19 protein-coding genes and 4 tRNA genes are annotated in these 23339 nt (G+C 59.1%); 15 read left to right on the forward strand and 8 right to left on the reverse strand.

Annotated features, from left to right (window positions below):
- Positions 1 to 77: 77 nt before the first annotated feature.
- Positions 78 to 536 (reverse strand): DUF6314 family protein, encoded by a 459-nt coding sequence (locus A9G06_RS09680; protein ID WP_069555092.1) that lies wholly within the window; start codon positions 534 to 536, stop codon positions 78 to 80.
- Positions 537 to 578: 42 nt separating this feature from the next.
- On the opposite strand from A9G06_RS09680, the gene A9G06_RS09685 reads away from it, so the two are divergent.
- Positions 579 to 1433: a carboxylate/amino acid/amine transporter gene (locus tag A9G06_RS09685; protein ID WP_069555093.1), complete on the forward strand. Its 855-nt coding sequence runs from the start codon at positions 579 to 581 to the stop codon at positions 1431 to 1433.
- 6 nt (positions 1434 to 1439) lie between these two features.
- Here the strand turns inward: A9G06_RS09685 and A9G06_RS09690 are convergent, their stop codons facing one another.
- Both A9G06_RS09690 and A9G06_RS09695 read right to left on the reverse strand, forming a co-directional pair.
- On the reverse strand, positions 1440 to 2303 hold the full coding sequence (locus A9G06_RS09690; protein WP_069555094.1) for a sensor domain-containing diguanylate cyclase: 864 nt from the start codon (positions 2301 to 2303) through the stop codon (positions 1440 to 1442).
- Between the two features lie 69 nt (positions 2304 to 2372).
- Positions 2373 to 3086: a 3-deoxy-D-manno-octulosonic acid kinase gene (locus A9G06_RS09695; RefSeq protein ID WP_005339249.1), complete on the reverse strand. Its 714-nt coding sequence runs from the start codon at positions 3084 to 3086 to the stop codon at positions 2373 to 2375.
- 222 nt (positions 3087 to 3308) lie between these two features.
- Here A9G06_RS09695 and A9G06_RS09700 point away from each other — a divergent pair, with 222 nt between their 5' ends.
- The 8 genes from A9G06_RS09700 (at position 3309) to A9G06_RS09740 (ending at position 11275) form a co-directional block, all read left to right on the forward strand.
- Positions 3309 to 4361, forward strand: a complete 1053-nt coding sequence (locus A9G06_RS09700; protein WP_069555160.1) for a glycosyltransferase family 9 protein — start codon at positions 3309 to 3311, stop codon at positions 4359 to 4361.
- Between the two features lie 303 nt (positions 4362 to 4664).
- Entirely contained in the window at positions 4665 to 5291 is a 627-nt protein-coding gene (gmk, locus tag A9G06_RS09710; protein WP_069555095.1) for a guanylate kinase, read from the forward strand.
- 79 nt (positions 5292 to 5370) lie between these two features.
- Positions 5371 to 5646 carry a DNA-directed RNA polymerase subunit omega gene (gene rpoZ / locus A9G06_RS09715; RefSeq protein ID WP_005307060.1) on the forward strand — a complete coding sequence of 92 codons (276 nt, stop codon included), beginning with the start codon at positions 5371 to 5373 and terminating at the stop codon, positions 5644 to 5646.
- 131 nt (positions 5647 to 5777) lie between these two features.
- A complete protein-coding gene (gene spoT, locus A9G06_RS09720) occupies positions 5778 to 7895 on the forward strand; it encodes a bifunctional GTP diphosphokinase/guanosine-3',5'-bis pyrophosphate 3'-pyrophosphohydrolase (protein WP_005339255.1) in 2118 nt (705 codons plus the stop codon).
- Positions 7896 to 7939: 44 nt separating this feature from the next.
- Complete coding sequence (gene trmH, locus A9G06_RS09725; protein ID WP_042063570.1) at positions 7940 to 8671, forward strand: tRNA (guanosine(18)-2'-O)-methyltransferase TrmH; 732 nt, start codon at positions 7940 to 7942, stop codon at positions 8669 to 8671.
- Positions 8671 to 9330, forward strand: coding sequence for a CatB-related O-acetyltransferase (locus A9G06_RS09730; RefSeq protein ID WP_069555096.1), 660 nt, complete (start codon positions 8671 to 8673; stop codon positions 9328 to 9330). Before trmH ends, A9G06_RS09730 begins: the two co-directional genes overlap by 1 nt.
- Positions 9330 to 10370: an alpha/beta fold hydrolase gene (locus tag A9G06_RS09735; RefSeq protein ID WP_069555097.1), complete on the forward strand. Its 1041-nt coding sequence runs from the start codon at positions 9330 to 9332 to the stop codon at positions 10368 to 10370. The genes A9G06_RS09730 and A9G06_RS09735 overlap by 1 nt, the downstream gene beginning before the upstream one ends.
- 89 nt (positions 10371 to 10459) lie before the next feature.
- Positions 10460 to 11275, forward strand: a complete 816-nt coding sequence (locus tag A9G06_RS09740; protein ID WP_005339262.1) for a Cof-type HAD-IIB family hydrolase — start codon at positions 10460 to 10462, stop codon at positions 11273 to 11275.
- A 35-nt stretch (positions 11276 to 11310) separates the two neighbouring features.
- On the opposite strand, the gene A9G06_RS09745 is transcribed toward A9G06_RS09740, so the two are convergent.
- The 5 genes from A9G06_RS09745 to A9G06_RS09765 all read right to left on the reverse strand — a co-directional run bounded on the left by A9G06_RS09745 (position 11311) and on the right by A9G06_RS09765 (position 12468).
- Positions 11311 to 11826 (reverse strand): ricin-type beta-trefoil lectin domain protein, encoded by a 516-nt coding sequence (locus tag A9G06_RS09745; RefSeq protein ID WP_069555098.1) that lies wholly within the window; start codon positions 11824 to 11826, stop codon positions 11311 to 11313.
- Positions 11827 to 12005: 179 nt separating this feature from the next.
- Positions 12006 to 12082: transfer RNA gene (locus A9G06_RS09750), tRNA-Pro, on the reverse strand.
- A gap of 76 nt (positions 12083 to 12158) precedes the next feature.
- Positions 12159 to 12244 (reverse strand) — tRNA-Leu (locus A9G06_RS09755).
- Positions 12245 to 12264: 20 nt separating this feature from the next.
- Positions 12265 to 12340 (reverse strand) — tRNA-His (locus tag A9G06_RS09760).
- Between the two features lie 51 nt (positions 12341 to 12391).
- Positions 12392 to 12468 (reverse strand) — tRNA-Arg (locus A9G06_RS09765).
- A gap of 232 nt (positions 12469 to 12700) precedes the next feature.
- Here A9G06_RS09765 and A9G06_RS09770 point away from each other — a divergent pair.
- The 6 genes from A9G06_RS09770 (at position 12701) to kdpA (ending at position 23292) form a co-directional block, all read left to right on the forward strand.
- Positions 12701 to 13297, forward strand: a complete 597-nt coding sequence (locus tag A9G06_RS09770) for a TetR/AcrR family transcriptional regulator (protein WP_069555099.1) — start codon at positions 12701 to 12703, stop codon at positions 13295 to 13297.
- Positions 13294 to 14427 (forward strand): efflux RND transporter periplasmic adaptor subunit, encoded by a 1134-nt coding sequence (locus A9G06_RS09775; RefSeq protein ID WP_005339268.1) that lies wholly within the window; start codon positions 13294 to 13296, stop codon positions 14425 to 14427. Before A9G06_RS09770 ends, A9G06_RS09775 begins: the two co-directional genes overlap by 4 nt.
- Positions 14428 to 14442: 15 nt before the next feature.
- The gene (locus A9G06_RS09780; RefSeq protein WP_005355755.1) at positions 14443 to 17523 is read left to right on the forward strand and encodes a multidrug efflux RND transporter permease subunit; all 3081 of its coding nucleotides are present in this window, start codon (positions 14443 to 14445) and stop codon (positions 17521 to 17523) included.
- 118 nt (positions 17524 to 17641) lie between these two features.
- Positions 17642 to 19609 (forward strand): ATP-binding protein, encoded by a 1968-nt coding sequence (locus A9G06_RS09785; protein ID WP_069555100.1) that lies wholly within the window; start codon positions 17642 to 17644, stop codon positions 19607 to 19609.
- A gap of 76 nt (positions 19610 to 19685) precedes the next feature.
- Complete coding sequence (gorA, locus tag A9G06_RS09790; protein ID WP_005355760.1) at positions 19686 to 21035, forward strand: glutathione-disulfide reductase; 1350 nt, start codon at positions 19686 to 19688, stop codon at positions 21033 to 21035.
- A 562-nt stretch (positions 21036 to 21597) separates the two neighbouring features.
- A complete protein-coding gene (kdpA, locus tag A9G06_RS09795) occupies positions 21598 to 23292 on the forward strand; it encodes a potassium-transporting ATPase subunit KdpA (protein WP_069555101.1) in 1695 nt (564 codons plus the stop codon).
- Positions 23293 to 23339 lie beyond the last annotated feature (47 nt).

Consider the following 23339-nt stretch of genomic DNA (forward strand, 5'->3'; position numbering starts at 1 on the left):
GACTGTTTTAAAAAACCTCCGATTTGTCCCCCGCTACCGGCGCTCTGCGCCGGTTTTTTTATGCCTGCCAGCCGGCGTCAGACCAGATAGCGATAGCTGAGTCGCTCGTTCTTGCGCGGCCCGGTGATCTGCCAGCTCAGCAAAAAACCGCCGTCGATCTCCGTGAGCTCGGCGCTGTAGTGATCCGCCCCGCACAGATGGGGCTCGGCGGTCAGCCAGCGGCCATCCCCCTGCGGCAGCAGCTCGAACAGTTCGACCGGCGCTTGATAACGCAGATGGGAGAGACGGATCCCCCGTTCGCTGCGCTGCCACCAGAAGCGGTTGTGCATGGCGAGCTTCCTACCATGAGGCGTGATGTAACGGCCCTGCTCGTTAAACAGCCAGCCCCCCTGATGATCGGTCACCGCCACAACCCCCTCGCCGCGACCATTCCAGTCGGTCGCCGACCCCTCGCCATTGCTGGCGGTAAAGGAAAATGCTCCGACCTGTGGCAATCGCGCCCATAAACGCTGGATTGCCGCTTCCATCTCGGCCATCATAGCCCCCTTAAAATTGACAACTGACGATAAATCAAACACATGAACTACTTGATAGGGGTCACCCTGCTCTGGTCATTCTCCTTCAGCCTGATCGGGGTCTACCTCGCTGGTCAGGTCGATGCCTACTTCTCGGTGCTGACCCGCATCGCCCTCGCCAGTCTGGTGTTTCTCCCCTTCCTGCGCCGCCGCTGGCTGCGCCCCGATCTGGTGGCCAAGCTGATGGCGCTGGGCGCCATCCAGCTCGGCATCATGTATCTCTTCTACTACCACTCCTTTCTGCTGCTGACGGTGCCGGAAGTGCTGGTCTTTACCATCTTCACCCCCATCTACGTCACCCTGCTCCACGATCTGCTGGAGGGGCGCTTCAAGCCCACCTATCTGTGGGGCGCCCTGCTGGCGGTGCTCGGGGCTGCCGTCATCCGCTTCGACGGCCTGACCGAAAGTTATGTGCTGGGATTTCTGGTGGTGCAGGGGGCCAACCTCTGTTTCGCCCTGGGTCAGGTGGGCTACAAGGTACTGCTGGCGCGGGAGGCGGAGCAACCACCGCAACTGGCGGTGTTCGGCTGCTTCTATCTGGGGGCGCTGGTGATCGCACTGCCCGCCTGGTGGCTGCTGGGCAAGCCGCAATACCCAACGTCAGGGTTGCAGTGGGGCATTCTGCTCTGGCTGGGGGTGGGTGCCTCCGGCCTGGGCTACTTCCTCTGGAACAAGGGGGCGACGCTGGTCACCAGCGGGGTGCTGGCCATCATGAACAATGCGCTCATTCCGGCCGGCTTGCTGGTCAATCTGCTGCTCTGGGGCAAGGACACCGACCTGACCCGGCTGACCATCGGCGGCCTGCTGATGCTGGCCTCGCTCTGGGTCTGCCAGCGTGACAAGCGCGGCCAGCCCTGACCACACTCAGCCGACGACGGTGTTGTGCTCCCGTCTGGCCTGACTGTGACAGCTGGCCAGCCGGGCCAGCAGATGATCGAGCTGCTCGCCGGTCTGGCTCTGCACCAACCCGATGCTGACGGTGACCGGTCGCTGTGACAGCAGGCTGGCATCGGCAATCTCGAGGCGCAGCCGCTCGGCGATCTCCAGCGCACTCATCCGCTCGGTCTGGGAGAGCATCAGGATAAAACCGTCTTCATCCCAGCGGGCGAAGGGATCTTCCCGCCGCAGTTCGTGACGTACGATACGCGCCAGCTTGGCCAGCATGGCGTCGCAAGCCACTTCACCAAACAACTGCTGGATTTTGGCCATGTGATCGACCGAAAACTGCAGCAGACTGAAAGTGCCGCTCTCGGTCGCCAGCCGCTCTTCAAGCAGTTGCTCGAAACGGCCACGGCTCTCCAGTCCGGTCAGCGGATCGGTGCCATGTCGCTCCTCCACCAGCACGGCAGCGGGATCGAGGTGACGGACAACCCCCAGCAGATAGCCCCGCTCATCGCGACGCATCCGCTCTTCCAGCCGGATGTAGTGACCGTGATGATGCAGAATGCGGTATTCGAGGCGCAGACCGCTGCTGCGGCCGCTCTGGCAGGCGAGCAGGGCATCTTCCAGCCGGGCAACATCGTCGGGATGCACCCGATCCAGCCAGCCGAGATCATCCGGCCAGCACTCTCCCAATCCCAACAGGCGCAGGCAGGAGGGATCACGCTGCAACCCATGTTGGGCTGACCAGGTCCAGATCCCCGCCTCCAGCAGCGCCATGGCATCAGACAGCAGACCCGTATCAAGCCGGGCAGTCACATCGACCAAAGGTGTCTTGAGCATTTCCATGGAGCGCCTCGAAACAGGATCTGATATCTGCTCAATAAGTAACATTGGCGTTCACGCCGAGCAACAGGGTCAGAGCGCTTTTCCCTGATACCCGTTCATCAAGGTCTGCCAGTTCTCCGGTACGAAGTGGAAACTGGTATGCAGTTGAGACTCTTTATTGAATGAACGGAGCAAGCGTTCCAGATTGGCCTTCTGCCATTCGCCGGGGGAGCGGATCGCCCCCTTGTCAAAATCGATCACCCACACCTTGCCCTCTTTATCGAGCAGCAGGTTGTGGCTGTTGAGATCGGCGTGATAGACCCCGGCATCGTGCAGTTGGCGCACCGTCTGGCCTATCTTGTGCCATACCTCGGTCGCCACCGGCCCCTGCTTGAGCAGCGCCACCATATCCTTGGCACCGCGAATTCGCTCAATCAGGATATCGGCACGATAGAAGGGGCCCTGTTTGACCATGCGGGCACCAAACGGACGCGGCACCGGCAGCCCCAGCTCGCACAGCTTGGCCAGCAGGGTGTATTCGGCCATGGCACGGCTCGACTCGACCCCTTCGAACCAGAAGCGATCCCGCACCACCTTGCCCACCATGCCGCCGCGATAGTAGTGGCGCAGCACCAGATGGCGGGACTCATCCTTAACGAACCAGGTCACCCCCCGCCCGATGGAGGTTCCCACCACCTGACGGTTGTTCTGCCACCAGGCAGGATCGAATAACTGGGGAGAGGGGTCGCGAAAGGCCCCTTCGGCATACCAGCAGATCTGGTTGTGTTCGGTCTGTACTCGCATCGTGGAGATCCCGCTCGGTGGGTCATGGATCGCAATTTTTCAATTGGCGATGAGGCTGCCGCTCTGGCATGCCCGCAATAGTGGCCTTTAATCAACGACGTGCAGAAACAGGTCATGGCGCAGGGCCCGGCCTATCCCGGTTGACGATTGTGCGCAATTTTACAATCCAGAGGGGAGTTTGCATAATGCCATCCACCCTTTTTGCCAGCCGTGCGCCACAACATGCCGCTATTTCAAACGCCCCCCTCCTCCATCTGCATCCTGCGGCTCTCCGCCATCGGGGATTGCTGCCACGCACTGGCGCTGGTGCGCGTCATCCAGCGGGAGTGGCCACAGACCCGCATCACCTGGATCACCGGCAAAATCGAGGCAACCCTGTTTGCTGATCTGCCCGGCGTCGAAGTAATCCCCTTAGACAAGAGCAAGGGGTGGCGCGGCTATCGCGATCTCTGGCATACCCTCAAGGGGCGCAAATTCGATGCCCTGCTCCACCTGCAGGCAGCGATGCGAGCCAGCATCGCCACCCTCGGCATCAGCGCCAAGGTCAAACTCGGGTTTGATCGGGAACGGGCCAACGACGGCCAGTGGCTGTTCACCAACCACAAGGTGCCTTCGCCTGCCTCTCCCCATGTGCTGGACGGTTTCCTCGCTTTCGCCAAAGAGCTCGGCATCAAGGATCTGACCCCGGACTGGCAACTGCCCATCAGCGCCGATCATCAGGCGTGGGCAAGGGAGAAGATTGGCGGCAAACCGACTCTGCTTATCTGCGCAGCCGCCAGCAAGGCATTCAAAAACTGGACGGCCGCAGGCTATGCCGCGCTGGCAGATCACGCCGCCAACAAGGGCTTTCAGGTCTATCTCTGTGGCGGGCCTGCCAAACTGGAGCGGGATCTGGCTGCCGAGATCCAGCGCTTAAGCCAGAGCAAACCGGTCGATCTGGTGGGGCAGACCAACCTCAAGCAGCTGCTGGCGCTGATTGGTGAGGCGAGTCTGGTGCTGGCCCCCGATACTGGCCCAACCCATATGGCTACCATAGTGGGCACGCCGGTGATCGGCCTCTATGCCCATCACAATCCGGCGCGTACCGGCCCATATCTCTGCCGCGACTACGTGGTCAGCGTCTATCAGGAGCTGGTCGAGCAGGAGACCGGCAAGCCGCTGGCCGAATTGAGCTGGCGCACCCGCCTCAAGGATCCGGAAGCCATGCGAAACATCACCAGCGAGCAGGTTATCGCCGCGTTCGAGCGGATCTGTGCAGATCGCCAGCTGCCGTAGTGACAGAGCACCTCGGGAATTCCGAGCCATCAGGCAGGGATAACCTGATAGCCTCTGCCCTCAGCCAAAGGCACAATGCAGGCTGATGTGGGTTACGCTCCCGCAGCAAGCTACGAATACTTTGATCGGCTGGAATATGATTCCGGCCGTTTTTTTATTCGCCGCATTCTGGTAAAATTCGCCGCCTTTACATCCTCCTGACTCAAGAATTTTCCGCGTTTTGCGTTTGGCTGTCTCCCTTTCGGGCACAAGACGGCGGTCTCTGCTACAACCAAAACAGCGGTTTCGATTAAAGGTAATAATATGGCGCAACAAGGCACTCTCTATATCATCTCTTCTCCGAGCGGCGCGGGTAAATCCAGTCTGCTCAATGCCTTGCTGACCAACCACAATCAAGCTGGCAAGATGCAGCTGTCGGTTTCCCACACCACTCGCGCCACCCGCCCTGGCGAAGAGCACGGCGTACACTACCACTTCGTCCAGGTGGAAGAGTTCAAGGCGCTGATCGAACGCGGTGATTTTCTGGAGTGGGCCGAAGTGTTCGGCAACTACTACGGCACCTCCCGCGCCGCCATCGAAGCCTGCCTGGCCAAGGGGATCGACGTATTCCTCGACATCGACTGGCAGGGTGCCCGCCAGATCCGCGAGCAGATGCCGACCAAATCCATTTTCATCCTGCCCCCCAGCCGGGAAGAGCTGGAACGCCGCCTGATTGGGCGCGGTCAGGACAGCGCCGAAGTGATTGCTGGCCGGATGGCGAAAGCCATTGCCGAAATGGTGCACTACGACGAGTATGACTATGTCATTATCAATGAAGAGTTCGAGCAGGCGCTGTTCCAGCTCAGGTCCATTATTGAGTGCCAACGGCTGGAGATGCGTCACCAGCAACAGGCTCAAAAAAACTTGCTGCAACAGCTACTGGCAGAGTAAGCCAAAAACAAGTAAACTTTTGCGTCATTTTTAAACACTGCTTTTCTAAATACAGAAAGCCCAAACACTGGAGTCCTGCATGGCACGCGTTACTGTAGAAGATGCTGTAAAACAGGTAGGTAACCGTTTTGACCTGGTGCTGGTCGCCGCGCGCCGCGCTCGTCAAATCGCGGTACAAGGCAAAGATCCCCTGGTCGACGAAGAGAACGACAAGCCGACTGTGATCGCCCTGCGTGAGATCGAGCTGGGTCTGGTGAACAATCAAGTGATGGACACCCAGGACCGCTACGAACAGCAAGAGCAGGAAGCCGCCGAGCTGGCTGCCGTTGCTGCCATCGCCGAAGGCCGCGGTTAAGTTATTCCTCCGGTTGGCACCCGCCCGGGTGCCGACTGTTCATCCCCATTTACAACCGCTCGAAAACCTCGCAAACTCAGGGCTATACCCTCAATTCCACGAATTGCCGTTTCACCGCTGCGGGGACTGTCTTGTATTTATTTGAAAACCTTAAAGAAATAGCCAGTTCCTACCTGCCGCCAGAGCAGGTTGAGAAGCTCAAGCAAGCCTATGTGGTGGCCCGTGATGCCCACCAGGGCCAGATGCGTTCCAGTGGCGAACCCTATATCACCCACCCCGTTGCCGTTGCCCGAATCCTGGGTGACATGCGCCTCGATCATGAAACCCTGATGGCCGCCGTGCTGCACGACGTCATCGAAGACACCTCTGTCACCAAAGCCGATCTAGCCGAACAATTCGGCAATGCGGTTGCAGAACTGGTGGCCGGGGTCTCCAAGCTCGACAAGCTGAAATTTCGCGATCGCAAAGAGGCGCAGGCCGAGAACTTCCGCAAGATGGTGATGGCAATGACCCAGGATATCCGGGTCATTCTGATCAAGCTGGCCGACCGCACCCACAATATGCGCACTCTGGGTTCCCTGCGCCCGGACAAACGCCGCCGCATCGCCCGGGAAACCCTCGAAATCTTCGCCCCCATCGCCAACCGCCTCGGTATTCACACCATGAAGAACGAGCTGGAAGAGCTGGGCTTCGAGGCGCTCTATCCGATGCGATCCCGCGTGCTGCGCGAATCGGTGCGCCGCGCCCGTGGCAATCGCCGCGAGATCATCGACTCCATCCAGAGCGAAATCAGCGGTCGCCTGAAAGAAGCGGGGATCGAACATCAGGTCAGTGGCCGCGAGAAGAACCTGTTCTCCATCTACAACAAGATGGAGAAAAAAGAGCTGCAATTTCATGAGGTAATGGATATCTACGCCTTTCGGGTAAAAGTGAAGGACATAGATACCTGTTACCGGGTGCTGGGGCAGATGCATAGCCTCTACAAGCCGCGCCCCGGCCGCTTCAAGGATTACATCGCCATCCCCAAGACCAACGGCTACCAGTCGCTGCACACCTCTCTGGTGGGGCCGCACGGGGTACCGGTCGAGGTGCAAATTCGCACCGAGTTCATGGATCAGATGGCCGATAAAGGGGTTGCCGCCCACTGGGCCTACAAGCAGGATGGCGACAGCTCGGGCACTACCGCCCAGATCCGCGCCCAGCGCTGGATGCAGAGCCTGCTGGAATTGCAGCAGAGCGCCGGCAGCTCCTTTGAATTTATCGAAGGGGTCAAGACCGACCTCTTTCCCGACGAAATCTACGTCTTTACCCCCGAAGGGCGCATCATGGAGCTGCCCGCCGGCGCCACGCCGGTGGACTTCGCCTACACGGTGCACACCGATATCGGCCACGCCTGCGTCGGTTCGCGGGTCGACCGCCACCCCTACCCGCTCAGCAGCCCGCTGCACTCGGGTCAGACGGTGGAGATCATCACGGCGCCAGGCGCCCGCCCCAACGCGGCCTGGCTCAACTTTGTGGTGACCACCAAGGCACGCTCCAAGATCCGCCAGTTCCTCAAGAACCTGCGCACCGAAGAGTCGGTGGTGCTGGGTCGCCGCCTGCTCAACCATGCGCTGGGCGCCAAGAATATCGAAGACATCCCCGAGCCGCGCATCAAGCAGGTGCTGGCCGATACCAAGCACGAGAACCTGCAGGGGCTGCTGGCCGATGTGGGCCTCGGCAACGCCATGAGCGTCATGGTGGCGCGCCGCATGCTGGGGGATGAACTGCCGCCGGAAGAGCAGCCCAAAACCAGCAGCAAGAAGATGCCGATCAAGGGTGCCGACGGCATGCTGGTCACCTTCGCCAACTGCTGCCGCCCGATCCCGGGAGATGCCATCATCGCCCATATCAGTCCGGGCAAGGGTCTGGTGATCCACCAGGAAGCCTGCCGCAACATCAAGGGCTACAGCAAGGAGCCGGACAAGTACTTGCCAGTGCAGTGGGAAGTGGACAAGGAGCAGGAACAGGAGTTCCGCACCGGTATCAGCATCGAGATCGTCAACCATCAGGGTGCACTGGCCGAGCTGGCCAACGTGATTGCCGCCACCGGCGCCAACATTCACGCCATCAGCACCGAAGAGAAGGATGGCCGGGTCTATCAGGTCAGCCTGCTCATCACCACCAAGAGCCGCATCCACCTGGCCAACATCATGCGCAAGATCCGCGTGATGCCCAACGTGCTCAAGGTGAGCCGACAGAAGAACTGAACACAGGCGGCGCAAGCCGCCTGCTGCTTTTATAGAGACAAGCCATGACCCCCGAACGCTTCAAGCGCATCACCGACATGCTGGCCCAGCGTCAGCTCGATTTGACCGTCTGCATGGAAGAGGTCCATAAACCTCACAATCTGGCCGCCATCGTGCGTACCGCCGATGCCATCGGCATCCACCGGGTACATGCCGTCTGGCCCAAAACCTGGATCCACAAGCGCAAGGGCACCGCCCGCGGCAGCCAGAACTGGGTCGATGTAAAATTGCACCCGGATATCGGCAGCGCGGTGGCCGAGCTGAAAGCCTCCGGCATGCAGATCCTGGCGACCCACCTCTCCGACAGCTCGGTCGATTTTCGCGCCATCGACTACACCAAACCGACCGCCATCCTGGTGGGTCAGGAGAAGCACGGCATCGGTGAAGAGGCGCTGGCGCTGGCCGATCACCATATCGTCATCCCCATGGTCGGCATGGTGCAGTCCCTCAACGTCTCGGTGGCCGCAGCCGCCATCCTCTACGAAGCGCAGCGCCAGCGCGAGCTGGCCGGCTGCTATCAGCGCGGCTGCCCGCTCACGCTGGAGGAGCAAAACAGCATCCTGTTCGAGGGGGGTTATCCTATCTATGCCCAGCTCTGCAAAGAGAAAGAGATGCCCTACCCCCAGCTCGGCCCGGCCGGTGAAATTCTGGCGGACGAAGAGTGGTGGCAACGGATGCAGCTGACCCGCAAAGGGTGGGCGCAGCAGAGCGAGCAGGACGATCCGCAGGAGGAGTGATGGATAACCCTTTTGGCAGCTGGCTGGAATCGCAAATCATCCGGGATCACCTGACCAACCCGAACATAGAGGCCGGCGACTACAGCTACTACTCCGGCTACTACCACGGCAAGCCGTTCGAGGATCACTGCGTCCGCTACCTGCTCGGCGATGGCTCGACCCGCGACACCTGGGAGAGCGGCCTCTGGGGCGAGGTGGATCGGCTGCTCATCGGCAAGTTCTGCTCCATCGGCTCGGGCGCCACCTTCATGCTGGCGGGCAATCAGGGCCACCGGCTGGATTGGGTTTCCACCTTCCCGTTCAACCCCGACACCTTTGGCGAAGGGGCCCGCGGCGGCTTTCTGCGCAAGGGGGATACCCGGATTGGCAACGATGTCTGGATCGGCTCGGAAGCGATGATCATGCCCGGCATCACCATAGGTGATGGCGCCGTCATCGCCACCCGCGCCGTGGTGACCAAAGATGTGGCCCCTTACACCATAGTCGGCGGCAACCCGGCCCAGCCGATCCGCCGCCGCTTCAGCGATGAGCAGATCGCCATGCTGCAAGAGATGCAGTGGTGGGACTGGCCCCTGCCCCGCTTGCAAGCCAGCATGGCGCTACTCTGCTCGGGGGATATCGCCGCCCTTTATCACCATTGGCAACAGGAGTGTGCCTGATGAAACCCCTCTCTCTTTCCCTGTTGGCCCTGACCCTGTTTTCTGCCGGAGCCCTTGCCGTGACCAATACCTATCAGCTCACCAGCGAAGCCGATGTACCCAGCCTCTACCAGCAAACCCTGCCCGACTTCTGGCGCCAGCATGCGGTTGAAGGGGAGTTCAAGGGCAAGGATGGGGTGACAATACGCTATGCTGCGCTGCGGCAAGCCAAGGTCGATCGCGCCATCCTGATCGTCAATGGCCGGGTCGAGAGCTACCTCAAGTATCAGGAGCTGGCGTGGGATCTCTGGCGTCAGGGCTACAGCCTCTATCTTATCGACCATCGCGGTCAGGGGATGTCCGGCCGGATGCTGAATGACCCGCAGAAGGGATATGTCGACAAGTTCGACGATTATGTGGTCGATCTCAAGCAGTTTCACGACCAGATCATCATGGTGGACCAGCCAGCCAAGCTGTTCCTGCTGGCCCACTCCATGGGCGGCGCCATCTCGGCCCGCTATATGGAACGCTGGCCCGATGATATCAAGGCAGCCGTGCTCTCCTCCCCCATGCTGGGCATCAATCTCGGCGGTCTGCCCAAGTGGCTGGCCAAGGGATTGGCCAGCACCATAGGCACGGTCGGCGGCTGGCTTGGCGAGCCCCCCTACGGCCCCGGTCAGGGCGCCTATCAGGATCACGGCTTTGCCGACAACGAGCTGACTCACAGCCAGTCCCGCTATCAGGTGTTCCGCCAGCTCTACGAACAGCATCCGCAGATCAAACTGGGTGGCGCGACCGCCCACTGGATTTATCAGGGGATCACAGGTGCCGATGCCGCCATCGCCGATGCAGGCGCCATCAAGACGCCGCTGCTGGTGCTGCAGGCTGGCAACGACAGCGTGGTGGACAATGCCGCGCAGGATCGCTTCTGCACCATTGCCAAGTGCGAAGGGGGCAAACCACTGCGCATCGAGGGGGCCTGGCACGAGCTGTTTATCGAATCCGATGACAAGCGCCAGCCCGCCCTGACCGCGATGGTCGACTTTTTCGCCCGCTTCTGAGCTGGCTATTTTTTGTAACCCTAAATAAATGGGGTGACAGTGCGGGCTAAGGTAAACTGCCCCTGTTTTCAATCGATGCCGAGGTAATGATGTTCAAAGTAGTTGTATCCGATCTCGATGGCACTCTGCTCAACAAGCAGCACCAGATCTCTCCCCGTACCCGGGATACCCTGCACCGCCTGGTAGAACAAGGTGTGAAATTCGTGGTCGCCACCGGCCGTCATCACGTTGACGTACGCAGCTTCCGCGATGCGCTGGGGATGGACATCTACCTCATTACTTCCAATGGCGCCGTGGTCCATGACAAACAGGATCAGCTGATTTTCAACCAGCCGCTGCCGACCGAAATCGCCGCCGAGCTGATTGCGCTGGAGCGTGACCCCTCTATCCACCTCAATGTCTATCAGGGTGATGACTGGGTGGTGGAAGAGGAGCTGCCCTGGCTGCTGCAGTTCCATGACGAGTCAGGGTTCACCTACCGCCTGGTCGATGACCTGAAGCAGGAACCGAAAGAGCAGATCAACAAGGTGTTCTACATCGGCGACCACGAGAAGCTGCTGAAGATCGAGGCGCACCTCAACCAGCGCTACGGCGACCAGCTCAACGTCACCTTCTCCCTGCCGGACTGCCTCGAAGTGATGCACGCCGGGGTGCATAAGGGCAATGCGGTGCGCGCCGTACTGGAGCAGAACGGTTTCGACATGTCGGAGGCGATCGCCTTCGGCGATGGCATGAACGACTTCGAGATGTTGACCATGGTGGGACGCGGCATCGTGATGGGCAACGCCCATGATCGCCTGAAAATGGCGCTGCCGGAGTATGAGCAGACCCTCACCTCTGATGAAGATGGCGTCGCCGTCTATCTGGAAAAACTGTTCGAGCTGGAGAGCGTCAGCGCCGCCTGATCCTCTTCAATCCCGACATTCGAATCAACAAAGCCTCACCATGTGAGGCTTTGTTTTTTCAGAGTCTCCAGCCAGGGATTGGGCCGCTGCCAGCTGAAGCTCTGGTTCGCTCCGCCGTAGCATTCGGCCAGCCGCAGCGGCGTGCCGGGGGTATGGCGTCGACCGGCCACATCGAGGCAACGGGCAACCTTGCTGTTGAACAGCCTGTCTTTCTGCCACTCCCACTGCGCCTGACCGTCACAGGGTGCCAGCATCACTTCGCTGTCGTTTTTGGCTTGCAAACAGAGATCCTGCAGGCGCAACTCACCCAGATCCCACTCGAACAGTTGATCGTCTTTTCCGCTGCAAGGTTGTGCCAACACCTTCTGCTGGGACACCGCAACGCAAAAATCACCGCTGGTCAGCAAGGGGGAGAGAGAACGCTCCTCCTGCGGTTGTGATGCAATGGAGCCCATCATCACATCGGTGGATGGCGGCTTGATGGTACAGCCACCCAGCAGCAAGGCAGCCAGCAGGGCGGGAGAGCAAGAAAAGGAAATTTTGTTATTCATGGAAAAATGCCTGAAATGGGCCGATGACATCCGCTTGTCAGTGACTCGAGGCTGAAGCATAACCGAAAGGCGGGGTGCGCTGCCCAAATAGAGTGTAAACAGACGTAACAGGGAGAGAGTGCTGGCGCAGCGGAGGCCAGAAAGCAAAAAACCTCGCCGAAGCGAGGTTTTTCTAAATGTGGTCGGTGATAAAGGATTCGAACCTTTGACCCTCTGGTCCCAAACCAGATGCGCTACCGGACTGCGCTAATCACCGAGGCTATTTCTTTCAAAATAGTTTACTTCAAAAAAACAAAGACGACCTGATGGTCATCCTCGTCATACAGCAAGTATGGTGCGAAGAGAGGGACTCGAACCCTCACACCCGGGGGGCACTAACACCTGAAGCTAGCGCGTCTACCAATTCCGCCACCTTCGCGTACCTGACAAGCTGTAAAATGGGGTGGCTGATGGGGCTCGAACCCACGACAACCGGAATCACAATCCGGGACTCTACCAACTGAGCTACAGCCACCACAGCTGTTTTCGTTCCACAACAACGCCCGTTTAACCGACGCACTTTTGATGGTGCGCCCGACAGGATTCGAACCTGTGACCTCTGCCTCCGGAGGGCAGCGCTCTATCCAGCTGAGCTACGGGCGCTACGCTGTCGAACGGGGCGCATTATTAATGATGGTTGCTGGTTTGTCTACACTTTTCTGTCACCGAAACACTGTTCGTTGTTTTTTCAAGCACATTGCGCACTTTTCTTCCACTATTCCCCAGCTGACAGCCGAAAAGGGGCAGATCGCAGTCGCAAATCGCCTTGCTGCCTTGACTTGATTTGATGCCCATCTAGAATGAATGAACGTTCATTCAATCGAAAGTCACACTGATGATTCTGGATAAAAAAGAGAGCATCTTCAACGCGGCCCATGAGGTGCTGGGTGAACGGGGTTTTCATGGTCTGTCGATTGCAGAAGTCGCCAAGAAGGCCAATGTTGCCACCGGCACAATCTATCGTTACTTCAGCGACAAGGATGATCTGATCCGGCAACTGCACCAGCACACTATCTTGCAGTGTGTGCCCATGGTCATGGCCGATGTAGCAATCGATAAAGTTTCATTTCAACAATTTCGCCAATTATGGCTCAATATTCATGCCATTTTTGTTAACGAACCCAACGCTATCCGGTGCAAATTGCAGTACGAGAGCTCTCCGCTAGGGGCAGAATTGGAGACCAATCCTGTCATTCTGGCTGCCTGGGAGCCTCTGGACCGATTTTTTGAACAGGGCGTTGAACAAGGATTGTTTATTGATTTACCGATACGGGCACTCCAGGTGTTGAGTCTGGACAGTGTCATGCATCTGGCCCTGCAGTGCAGGGTGCACAACATCACGCTGACCGAATCGCAGTTGGAAACCGCGATCCGGGCCAGCTGGAATGCCATTTTATCCCCCAATCTTTCCACCTCAGGAGCCTGTTCATGAAAAAGTGGATGGCCATTATGTTGCTGATAGCGATCGCCTTGTTTGGCAGCGTCATCGGCTTCAATTTGTTCAAACAGAAGATGATTGCCCAGTATATGGCCAACCGGCCGGAACCCGAGTTCCCCGTCACAGCCATGGTGACCAAGGCGCAGGATTGGGTACCGACCATCGAAGCGATCGGCTTCATCGAGCCGAATCAGGGGGTGACCCTCTCCACCGAACTGGCCGGCACCATTGATGCCATCACCTTCGAGTCGGGCAAACCGGTCAAGGCTGACCAGCTGCTGCTGAGCCTGGACTCCACCGTGGAGCGGGCCAATCTGCGCGCCTCCCAGGCCAAGCTGCCGGCGGCAAAAGCCAAGTTCGATCGTTTCCAGAACCTCTACAAGACCAGCTCCATCTCCAAAGAGCAGCTGGATGAGGCGGAAGCGGCCTATCGCTCACTGGAAGCAGATATCGAGAGTCTGAAGGCGACCATTGCCCGTCGTGAAGTCCGTGCGCCCTTTAGCGGCGTGGTCGGCCTGCGCAATGTGTTCCTCGGTCAGTATCTGCAACCGGGCACCGATATCGTGCGCCTGGAGGATACCAGCGTGATGCGCCTGCGCTTCACCGTGCCCCAGACCGATATCTCCAAAATCAAGCTGGGCCAGACCATCAAGATCAATGTGGATGCCTATCCGCAAACCCAGTTTGATGGTCATATCACCGCCATCGAGCCTGCGGTCAACTTTCAGAGCGGCCTGATCCAGGTACAGGCAGACATTCCGAACAACGACGGTCAGCTCCGTTCCGGTATGTTCGCCCGCGCCAGCATCATTCTGCCGACGGTGAAAGATCAGATTGTGATCCCGCAGAGCGCTATCTCCTTCACCCTTTACGGTCAGAACGTCTACGTGCTCAAAGAGGGCGAAGAGACCGACAAAGAGGGTAACAAGGTGAAAGTGCTGCGAGCCAAGCAGGTTGTGGTCAAGGCCGGTGAGCGCCGTGGCAACGATGTGCATGTGCTCTCCGGCATCCAGGCCGGTGACCAGATCGTACTGTCGGGTCAGGTTCGCCTGAGCAACGACACCAAGGTGCATGTGGTCGAGAACGATGCCCTGGCCGTTCCGGCACAAACCCCGATGCTGTAAGCGCGGAGATCTGCGATGCGATTTACTGACATATTTATAAAACGGCCTGTGCTGGCGATATCGCTCAGCTTCCTGATCGCCTTGCTGGGCTTTCAGGCCATCTTCAAGATGCAGGTACGGGAATACCCCGAGGTGACCAACACGGTGATCACCGTCAGCACTGGCTACTATGGCGCCAGTTCTGATCTGATCCAGGGGTTCATCACCCAGCCGCTGGAACAGGCGGTCGCGCAAGCCGACAACATCGACTTCATGACCTCCTCCAGCCAGCTGGGTAGCTCAACGATCACTGCGTACATGAAGCTCAACACCGACCCCAACGCCGCGCTGTCCGACATCCTGGCGAAGGTGAACTCGGTGCGCTCCCAGTTGCCGAAAGAGGCGGAAGACCCTTCGGTCACCTCCTCCACCGGTTCGACCACGGCGGTGCTCTACCTCGGCTTTACCAGCCCGGAGCTCAATTCCAGCCAGATCACCGACTATTTGGAGCGGGTTATCAAGCCGCAGCTCTTTACCGTGGGCGGGGTCTCCAAGGTTGACCTCTACGGCGGTGTCGAGTTTGCCCTGCGGGTATGGCTGGATCCGGCCAAGATGGCGGCCTTCAACCTGACGGCCAGCGACGTGATGACGGTGCTCAACAGCAACAACTATCAGTCCGCGACAGGTCAGGCGACCGGTTACTTTACCCTGTTCAACGGCAACGCCGAGACCCAGGTCAAGGATGTCGACGAGCTGAAGCGTCTGGTTGTTGCTACCCGTGACGGCAAGGTGATCCGCCTTTCCGACATTGCCAAGGTAACCCTCGAGAAGAGCCACGACATCTATCGCGCCAGCGCCAACGGCCGCGAAGCTGTGGTCATGGCGGTCAACGCCGCGCCGACAGCCAACCCCATCAACATCGCACACGATGTGCTGGCGTTGCTGCCGAGCCTTGAGCGCAATATGCCGAGCACCATGCGTCTCAACGTGATGTATGACTCCACCGTGGCGATCAACGAGTCCATCCACGAGGTTATCAAGACCATCCTGGAGGCAGCCGCCATCGTTCTGGTGGTCATCACCCTGTTCCTCGGTTCGTTCCGCGCGGTCATCATCCCGATCATCACCATTCCGCTCAGTCTTATCGGCGTAGTGATGATGATGGATATGTTCGGCTTCTCGATAAACCTGATGACCCTGCTGGCGATGGTGCTGGCGATCGGTCTGGTGGTGGATGACGCCATCGTGGTGCTGGAGAACGTCGACCGCCATATCAAGGAGGGGGAAGAACCGTTCCGGGCCGCCATTATCGGTACCCGCGAGATCGCGGTACCGGTTATCGCCATGACGGTCACCCTGGCGGCGGTATACGCGCCTATCGCCCTGATGGGGGGCATCACAGGCTCCCTGTTCAAGGAGTTTGCCCTGACGCTGGCTGGCGCCGTGTTCGTCTCGGGCATCATCGCCCTGACTCTGTCACCGATGATGTGTTCCAAGATGCTCAAGGCCAACGAGCAACCGGGCAAGTTCGAGAGCACAGTCCACCACCTGCTGGAACGGATGACCGATCGCTACGACAGCATGCTGCACGCCGTGATGAAAAAGCGCCCCGTCATCGTGGTGTTCGCCGTCATCGTCTTCGCCAGCCTGCCGCTGCTGTTCAAGTTCATCCCGAGCGAACTGGCACCGTCAGAGGACAAGGGGGTAATGGCCGTGCTGGGTACCGCACCGTCCAACGCCAACCTGGACTACATCGAAAACACCATGGCGGATGTGAACAAGATCCTGGACGACCAGCCCGAGATCGCCTTCTCCCAGGTCTTCTCAGGGGTGTTCAACGCCAACCAGGCGTTCGGTATCGCCTCCATGGTGCCCTGGAGTCAGCGTGAAGCGAGCCAGAAAGAGGTGCTGGATCGGGTCGCCAATCTGGTGAAAGACATCCCGGGTATGGCCATCACCACCTTCCAGTTCCCGGAACTGCCGGGCGCATCGAGTGGTCTGCCGATCCAGTTCGTCATCACCACCCCGAACAGCTTCGAAAGCCTGTTCCTGGTGGCCGGTGAAATTCTGGCAGCGGCGCAGAGTAACGGTCAGTTCGTCTATTCGGATCTCGATCTGAACTACGACTCCGCCACCATGAAGATCCGCATCGACAAGGACAAGGCGGGTGCCTACGGCATCACCATGCAGGATATAGGTATCACCATGGGCACCATGATGGCGGACGGTTACGTCAACCGTATCGACCTTGATGGCCGCTCCTACGAGGTGATCCCGCAGGTCGAGCGCAAGTACCGTCTCAATCCGGAGTCCATCAAGGGCTATTACGTGCGGGCCGCAGATGGCAAATCGATCCCGCTCGGCAGCCTGATCAGCATTGAAGTGGTTGGCGAGCCCCGCGCCCTGCCCCACTTCAACCAGCTGAACTCCGCCACCATAGGCGCCGTTCCGGCTCCGGGCGTGGCCATGGGTGATGCGATCAACTGGTTCCAGACCACCGCCGACGAGAAGCTGCCGCAAGGCTACCGTTACGACTTCATGGGGGAAGCCCGTCAGTTCGTCACCGAAGGCAATGCACTCTATGCAACCTTCGCGCTGGCACTGGCCATCATCTTCCTGGTGCTGGCCATCCAGTTCGAGTCGGTGCGTGACCCGCTGGTCATCATGGTCTCTGTACCGCTCGCCATCAGCGGGGCCTTGATTGCCCTGGCATGGGGTATGGCGACCATGAACATCTACTCCCAGGTGGGCCTCATCACCCTGGTGGGTCTGATTACCAAGCACGGTATCCTGATCTGTGAAGTGGCGAAGGAAGAGCAGCTGCTGCGCGGCATGAACCGGATGGAAGCCGTGATGCAGGCTGCCAAGGTGCGTCTGCGTCCGATCCTGATGACCACGGCCGCCATGATTGCCGGTCTGATCCCGCTGCTCTACGCCGCTGGCGCCGGTGCGGCACAGCGTTTCAGTATCGGTATCGTCATCGTGGCAGGTCTTGCCATCGGCACCCTGTTTACCCTGTTCGTGCTGCCGGTGATCTACACCTATCTGGCTTCCGAGCACAAACCCTTGCCGGTATTCGATGAAACCATTCCGCCCAAAGCAAACGGCGGACATTAATCATCAATGACATGCAAAGGCCCCGTATCGGGGCCTTTTTTATGCTTCGCAGGAAAGACGACATAAGTGCATGAAGCAGTTAAACTAAAAAACACCACATCCAGACCGCAAGGACGCCATGTCAGGACTCTTCTCCAAGACCGCCAGGGCCGTAGGCCGCAACGGACTCTCATATCGCCTGCTCTCCTACATTCTGGTCTGCAGTACCGTATTGGCGATGATCATTACGGCGCTGCAACTCGCCTGGGATTACCGCAAGGATGTTGCCGTCATCGAAGACAGCATCGGCCAGATCGAGGCCTCGTTCCTGCAACCCATCGCCGCCAGCTTGTGGAACCTGGATGAAGAGCAGGTCAAAGTGCAAATTGAAGGGATCATGAACCTGCCCAATATGCAGTTCGTGATGGTCAAGGAGATGCTCGGCAACTCCGAAGTCCCGCTGCTGACCCAGGGGGTCGAGCGGGAAAGCTATGATATCTCCCGAGAATTCAACCTCACCTATCAGGGGGAGATTGTCGGCAAGCTGTTCGTTGCCGCCTCTCTCGAGCAGATCTACCAGCGCCTCATCGAAAAATCGGTGCTGATCATGGTCAGCCAGACCATCAAGACCCTGGTAGTCTCATTTTGCATCCTGATCATCATTTACTATCTGGTGGTCAGGCACATCAACCGCATCGCCAACTACGCCCAGAAGTTCAACCTCGATCGGCTCGACATGGAGCTGGAGCTGGAAGGCCGCCCGCAGCCGCGCAAGAAACCCGATGAGCTGGATACCCTGGTCTCCACCCTCAACCAGATGCGTACCCGGCTGCGTGACGAGCTGGTTGCCCGCCATCAGGCGGTCGAACAACTGCAAAAGGAGCGGGACTTCTCCGCCACCCTGATCAACTCCGCCAACATGGTCATCTGCTGCATGGAACCGGATTTGACCATCGCCAGCATCAACCCGGCTGCCATCCTGCTGACCGGATACCACCAGCAAGAATTGTTGCAGCACAACTGGCTGGATCTCTTTGTCAGCCCGGCACAACGGGAAGAGCTGAACGATATTCTGGCAGCGGAAGGTTCACTGTCAGACAAAGAGGTCATCATGCATGACCAGCAGGCCCATGAGCTGGTACTGCAATGGACCTTCGTCCCCTTCTACGATGGCCCCAACCTCAAGTACCAGATCGGCTTCGGTTACGACATCACCCAGCTGAAAAAGGTCGAGCGGGAGATAATCCAGCTCAACGAGCAGCTGGAAGGCAAGGTGGTTGAACGTACCCGCAGCCTGAGCGAAGCCAACAACCAGCTCGGCAAGGCGTACGACGACCTGAAACAGGCCCAGCAGACCCTGGTGGAGTCGGAGAAGATGGCCTCCCTCGGATCGCTGGTGGCCGGGGTGGCACACGAGATCAATACCCCCATCGGCATCAGCGTGACCGCCTCCTCCTACCTGCAGGAGCGGGTCGCCGACTTCAAATCCCATATCGACTCCAAGCAACTGTCGCGCTCCTATCTCAACGAGTTCACCGTCAACCTCGACGAGTCGATGCAACTGCTGCAGAGCAACCTGCGGCGCGCCTCCGAGCTGATTGCCAGCTTCAAGCAGGTGGCTGTCGACCAGTCATCGGAAGCACGCTACAACTTCAGCCTCGCCGACAACCTTCATCAGGTGGTGGTATCTCTCGGTCACAAACTGAAAAAGAGCCAGTGCGAAGTGGATATCCAGTGCGATCCCAAGCTGTCGATCTTCTCCTTCCCGGGCAGCTTTACCCAGATCTACTCGAACCTGATCCTCAACTCTATCAACCACGGGTTCGACAGCTGGGACAAACCGAAGAAGATCACCATCAAGGTGGAACAGCAGGGAGAGGAGCTGTTTATCGACTATTCGGACAACGGCCGCGGCATCCCGCCAGAAATCTTGCCGCGCATCTTCGATCCCTTCGTCACCTCCAAGCGGGGTCAGGGCGGCAGCGGTCTGGGCACCCACATCATCTACAACCTGGTGGTGCAACTGCTGAAAGGCCGTATCAGCTGTGCCAGCGAACCGGGCCAGGGCGCCCAGTTCCATATTCGCCTGCCGATCCAACATAACTGAGCGCTGGCTCTTGTGAGCCAGCCGCTTTATCCCCATCATGCTGTGATTGCATTCTTAATGAGCGGAGAACCTCGCAATGGCACAGCATTTTGACTATATCGCCATCGGCGGCGGCAGCGGCGGTATTGCTTCTGCCAACCGGGCTGCCATGTACGGTAAGAAAGTTGCCCTGATTGAAGCCAAAGAGTTGGGTGGAACCTGCGTCAACGTAGGCTGCGTACCGAAGAAGGCCATGTGGTATGCAGGCCAGATCGCCGATGCCCTGAAATATGGCGCCGACTACGGCTTTGACACCACCCTCAACCACTTCAACTGGGCCAAGCTGGTCGAGTCCCGCCAGGCCTACATCGGCCGCATTCACCAGTCCTATCAGAACGTGCTGGGCAAGAACCAGATCACCGTCATCAAGGGCTTCGCCCGCTTCGTCAGCAGCAACACCATCGAGGTCAATGGCGAGCACTACACGGCCGATCACATTCTGATCGCTACCGGTGGCCGCCCGGAAATTCCGGCGATCCCGGGTGCCGAGCTGGGTATCGACTCCGATGGTTTCTTCGATCTGCAAAGCCAACCCAAGCGGGTTGCCGTAGTGGGTGCGGGCTACATCGCAGTCGAGATCGCAGGGGTGATGCAGGCGCTCGGCTCAGAGACCCATCTGGTGGTGCGCAAGCACGCGCCGCTGCGCAATTTCGACCCCATGATCCACGAGACACTGGTCGAAATCATGGCGCAGGAAGGGCCCAAGCTGCACACCCACGCCATTCCCAAAGCCGTGCTCAAGAACGCTGACAACAGCCTGACCCTGCAACTGGAAGATGGTCGCCACCTCACCGTCGACTGCCTGATCTGGGCCATCGGCCGGGTACCGGCTACCGACAACCTGAATCTGGCCGCCGCAGGCATCGCGCTGGACGAGAAGGGCTTTATCCCGACCGACAAGTTCCAGAACACCACCGTCGCCAACATCTATGCAGTGGGTGACAACACGGGTCGCATCCAGCTCACCCCGGTGGCCGTCGCTGCGGGCCGTCGCCTCTCCGAACGGCTGTTCAACAACAAGCCGAACGAGCACCTCAACTACGATCTGGTACCGACCGTGGTCTTCAGCCACCCGCCCATCGGCACCATCGGCCTGACCGAACCGGAAGCCATCGCCGAATACGGCGAGGACCAGGTGAAGGTCTACCGCAGCCAGTTCACCGCCATGTACTCGGCACTGACTCAGCATCGCCAGCCCACCCGGATGAAGCTGGTCTGCGTCGGCCCGGAAGAGAAGGTGGTCGGTCTGCACGGTATCGGCTTTGCGATGGACGAGATCCTGCAAGGCTTCGGCGTCGCCATGAAGATGGGTGCCACCAAGGCGGACTTCGACAACTGCGTGGCTATCCATCCGACCAGTGCTGAAGAGTTCGTGACAATGCGATAGGTACGTTTGAAGTTGGCCTGTCATTATCAGGCCAACTTCAACAACTGCGTTCCCATGCCTCATACCACCAGCGCGGAAGAGTTCGTCACTATGCGTTAAGGGCAGATGAAGTTGGCCTGTCACGAGCAGCCGGCGTCTACAGCCATGTAGCCCCTTCCCCCAAACCCGGCTCAGGCCGGGTTTTTTGATCTCTCCTCGCCATTTCTCTCGCAAATCCGTCGTTCTTTACGCCGATTTTACGCCTGCCACATGGCGCTTTATGGCGCCTTTACGCCTGTTTTACATACCCTTTTCAGCGTCAATGACACCAACAGAGTCGATATGGTCTTACATCGGCTCTCGCAGCTAATTATCTCAATGGAGTCGATATGAATTGGCTATATCTGCTGCTCGTCCTCGCCTTGATGGCCTATCTGATGCGCGCACTCACGCGCAGTCACGAGTGAGGGACTACCTATATGCAGCAAGAAATTATCTACCCTGTGGCCAGCAAACTGCCGAGCCTCGTGAACAATCCAATGCGTGCCCTGACGCACCGTGACCACGAGTGAGGAACTAGAACATGTGGCAAGAAATAATCTATCCGGTGGCCTTCGTGCTGCTGGTTCTGCTGCCGGCACCGCTGCTGGGCAACTACATCTACCGGGTATTTGAAGGCAAAATCCACTGGTTGGCACCGGTCGAGCGCGCCACGCTGGCTTGCTGTGGCACCGATGGACGGGAGCAGGACTGGAAGTCCTACGCCCTCAGCCTGCTGGCCTTCAACGGCGCCGGTTTCGGTCTGCTGTTCCTGATCCTGATGGCGCAGGGGTTGCTGCCCCTCAACCCGCAACAACTGCCGGGTCTGAGCTGGCAACTGGCATTCAACACCGCGGTCAGCTTTATGACCAACACCAACTGGCAAGCCTATTCCGGTGAGGCCAGCCTCTCCTACTTCAGCCAGATGGTTGGGCTGACCACCCAGAACTTCGTCTCCGCAGGGACGGGCGCCGCCGTCGCCATTGCCCTGTTCCGCGGCATCGCCCGCCAGCAGACCATCAACCTTGGCAACTTCTGGCAGGATCTGGTGCGTTTCTGCCTCTATGTGCTGCTGCCCATCGCACTGATCATGGCGCTGGTGCTGGTATGGCAAGGGGTGCCGCAAAGCCTCTCCGCCTATCTGCCGTTCCACGGCGTGGAAGGTCAGGAGCAGCTGCTGCCCCTCGGCCCGGCGGCCTCGCAGATCGCCATCAAGCAGCTTGGCTCCAACGGCGGTGGCTTCTTCGGCATCAACTCCGCCCACCCGTTCGAGAACCCGACCACCCTCTCCAACTGGCTGGAGATGGTCGCTCTGCTCACCATCGCCGCAGCCATGGTCTTTACTCTGGGCCGCTATGTGAAGGACATGGCCCACAGCCGCGCCATTCTCGGCGCCATGACCCTCATGCTGGTGCTGGGGCTCTTCGTCTCCCTCTCCCAGGAGCTGAAACCGGATCCCGCCCTCGCCCAGCTCACCACTGACACCAGCAACATGGCTGGCAACTGGGAAGGCAAGGAGAGCCGCTTCGGCCCTGTGCTCTCCAGCATCTGGGAAGTGGCGACCACCGCCGCCTCCAACGGTGCCGTCAACGCCATGCACGACAGCTTTACTCCGCTCGGCGGCATGGTGGGCATGATCAACATGCTGCTGGGTGAGGTCATCTTCGGCGGGGTCGGCTCCGGTATCTACGGCATGATGCTGTTCGTACTGCTGACCGTGTTCCTGTGCGGCCTGATGGTGGGACGTACCCCGACCTATCTGGGCAAACGCCTCGGCATAACCGAGATGAAGTGGGTCGTCGCCAGCATGCTGGTGATGCCGGTGGGGGTTTTGGTGATCGGCGGCTTCACCCTGCTGATGCCGGATGCCAGCACCATCATCGGCCATGATGGCCCGCACGGTCTGTCACGCCTCATCTATGCCTACGCCTCGGCTGCCGGCAACAACGGCTCCGCCTTCGCCGGTTTTGCCGCCGGTGACAACTGGCAGTGCATCGCCATCGGTCTGGCCATGCTGCTCGGTCGCTTCGGCTACATCATTCCGGTACTGGCCATCGCCGGTCAGCTGGCCCGCGCGCCCCGTCAGGAGACGAGCGAAGGAGACTTCCCCATCAGCGGCCCGCTGTTCGTTACCCTGCTGATCATCACCGTCCTGCTGATAGGTGGCCTCTCCTTCCTGCCGGTGCTGGCACTGGGCCCGGTGGCCGAACACCTGAGCCTGATCGGAGGGGCATTCTGATGAACCTGACCCTGTCGATCACCATCCGGATGCCAATGGCCAACTAT

Source organism: Aeromonas sp. DNP9 (assembly GCF_001728955.1).
Taxonomy (GTDB): domain Bacteria; phylum Pseudomonadota; class Gammaproteobacteria; order Enterobacterales; family Aeromonadaceae; genus Aeromonas; species Aeromonas veronii.

Bases quoted from the DNA above. Each gene is read 5' to 3' on its own strand.
- A9G06_RS09680 (WP_069555092.1), bottom strand. From the start codon at position 536: ATGGCCGAGATGGAAGCGGCAATCCAGCGTTTATGGGCGCGATTGCCA.
- A9G06_RS09685 (WP_069555093.1), top strand. From the start codon at position 579: ATGAACTACTTGATAGGGGTCACCCTGCTCTGGTCATTCTCCTTCAGC.
- A9G06_RS09690 (WP_069555094.1), bottom strand. From the start codon at position 2,303: ATGGAAATGCTCAAGACACCTTTGGTCGATGTGACTGCCCGGCTTGAT.
- A9G06_RS09695 (WP_005339249.1), bottom strand. From the start codon at position 3,086: ATGCGAGTACAGACCGAACACAACCAGATCTGCTGGTATGCCGAAGGG.
- A9G06_RS09700 (WP_069555160.1), top strand. From the start codon at position 3,309: ATGCCGCTATTTCAAACGCCCCCCTCCTCCATCTGCATCCTGCGGCTC.
- gmk (WP_069555095.1), top strand. From the start codon at position 4,665: ATGGCGCAACAAGGCACTCTCTATATCATCTCTTCTCCGAGCGGCGCG.
- rpoZ (WP_005307060.1), top strand. From the start codon at position 5,371: ATGGCACGCGTTACTGTAGAAGATGCTGTAAAACAGGTAGGTAACCGT.
- trmH (WP_042063570.1), top strand. From the start codon at position 7,940: ATGACCCCCGAACGCTTCAAGCGCATCACCGACATGCTGGCCCAGCGT.
- A9G06_RS09730 (WP_069555096.1), top strand. From the start codon at position 8,671: ATGGATAACCCTTTTGGCAGCTGGCTGGAATCGCAAATCATCCGGGAT.
- A9G06_RS09735 (WP_069555097.1), top strand. From the start codon at position 9,330: ATGAAACCCCTCTCTCTTTCCCTGTTGGCCCTGACCCTGTTTTCTGCC.
- A9G06_RS09740 (WP_005339262.1), top strand. From the start codon at position 10,460: ATGTTCAAAGTAGTTGTATCCGATCTCGATGGCACTCTGCTCAACAAG.
- A9G06_RS09745 (WP_069555098.1), bottom strand. From the start codon at position 11,826: ATGAATAACAAAATTTCCTTTTCTTGCTCTCCCGCCCTGCTGGCTGCC.
- A9G06_RS09770 (WP_069555099.1), top strand. From the start codon at position 12,701: ATGATTCTGGATAAAAAAGAGAGCATCTTCAACGCGGCCCATGAGGTG.
- A9G06_RS09775 (WP_005339268.1), top strand. From the start codon at position 13,294: ATGAAAAAGTGGATGGCCATTATGTTGCTGATAGCGATCGCCTTGTTT.
- A9G06_RS09780 (WP_005355755.1), top strand. From the start codon at position 14,443: ATGCGATTTACTGACATATTTATAAAACGGCCTGTGCTGGCGATATCG.
- A9G06_RS09785 (WP_069555100.1), top strand. From the start codon at position 17,642: ATGTCAGGACTCTTCTCCAAGACCGCCAGGGCCGTAGGCCGCAACGGA.
- gorA (WP_005355760.1), top strand. From the start codon at position 19,686: ATGGCACAGCATTTTGACTATATCGCCATCGGCGGCGGCAGCGGCGGT.
- kdpA (WP_069555101.1), top strand. From the start codon at position 21,598: ATGTGGCAAGAAATAATCTATCCGGTGGCCTTCGTGCTGCTGGTTCTG.